Source organism: Paraburkholderia sp. RL18-085-BIA-A (assembly GCF_046027075.1).
Lineage (GTDB): Bacteria > Pseudomonadota > Gammaproteobacteria > Burkholderiales > Burkholderiaceae > Paraburkholderia.
In genome coordinates this window covers 1-713 of the sequence record NZ_JARESU010000538.1, presented here as the reverse complement: position 1 = coordinate 713, position 713 = coordinate 1, and the positions used below count along the sequence as shown (strand labels likewise).

Below are 713 nucleotides of genomic sequence, written 5' to 3'. Positions count from 1 at the left end.
AGCGGCCATGGAACACAATCGACCGCGGCATGATGCGGTCGCCAAGGAAGACGGCGTTGGTCTTACTGCAGTCACTGAATGCCACCGCTACGTAATTGAAAATGCCGCTACCGCCTGGTTCGTCCGCCAGGAATATCGCGGCAGCAGGCTTCGAGTCAAGCCGGCCGCCGACGGGCTTGCCGACCACACGCGTCACGTGCTGCGTCGCCGAGCCAGGCGCGGCCGGTACCGCTCGCTTGCCATTCGACAACTTCACGTCTTCGTTGTCGATGCGGAAGGTCGCATTCCTGTAGTCGACATCGACAGTTCCCGCCTGGGCCCGGACGGCTACCAGCGCGAGGCAGGTCGCGATTGCGGCGGCGGTCAACTGCTTCCTCATAATTAATGCGCTCCGTCAGGAAACGTCTGCCACGTAGTCGCGAAGTGAACGTTCCGAAGTTGTTGTTCTTCGGGCCGCCCTCGCCCAGCCTCCGCAGGGTGAGGTGCGTTGTGCTCGGCGGCTGGAATCACGTCACGACGACGTGCTCGCAGAACCACTCGTTGAACGCGTCGAAGCCCTGCACGGTCAGCCCGAGCCGGTGTGCATTCTCGCAGGCCCGCACCAGCATCCAGCACGCGGCCTCCTCGAGGTCGGCTTCGAAGTCGGGCGCATCGGCTTTATCGAAGTGGCGCAGCGCGGCGGCCACACAGCTCTCCGCGGCATTGAAGGCCTG

1 protein-coding gene and 1 pseudogene are annotated in these 713 nt (G+C 63.8%); one reads left to right on the top strand and one right to left on the bottom strand.

Annotated elements, in window-relative coordinates:
* The coding region (locus P0D89_RS53720) for a hypothetical protein (RefSeq protein ID WP_408379758.1) at positions 1–385 on the top strand (385 nt) is incomplete at its 5' end.
* Positions 386–506: 121 nt separating this feature from the next.
* Here the strand turns inward: P0D89_RS53720 and P0D89_RS53715 are convergent.
* Positions 507–713: pseudogene (locus P0D89_RS53715) on the bottom strand (hypothetical protein); the annotation flags it as partial.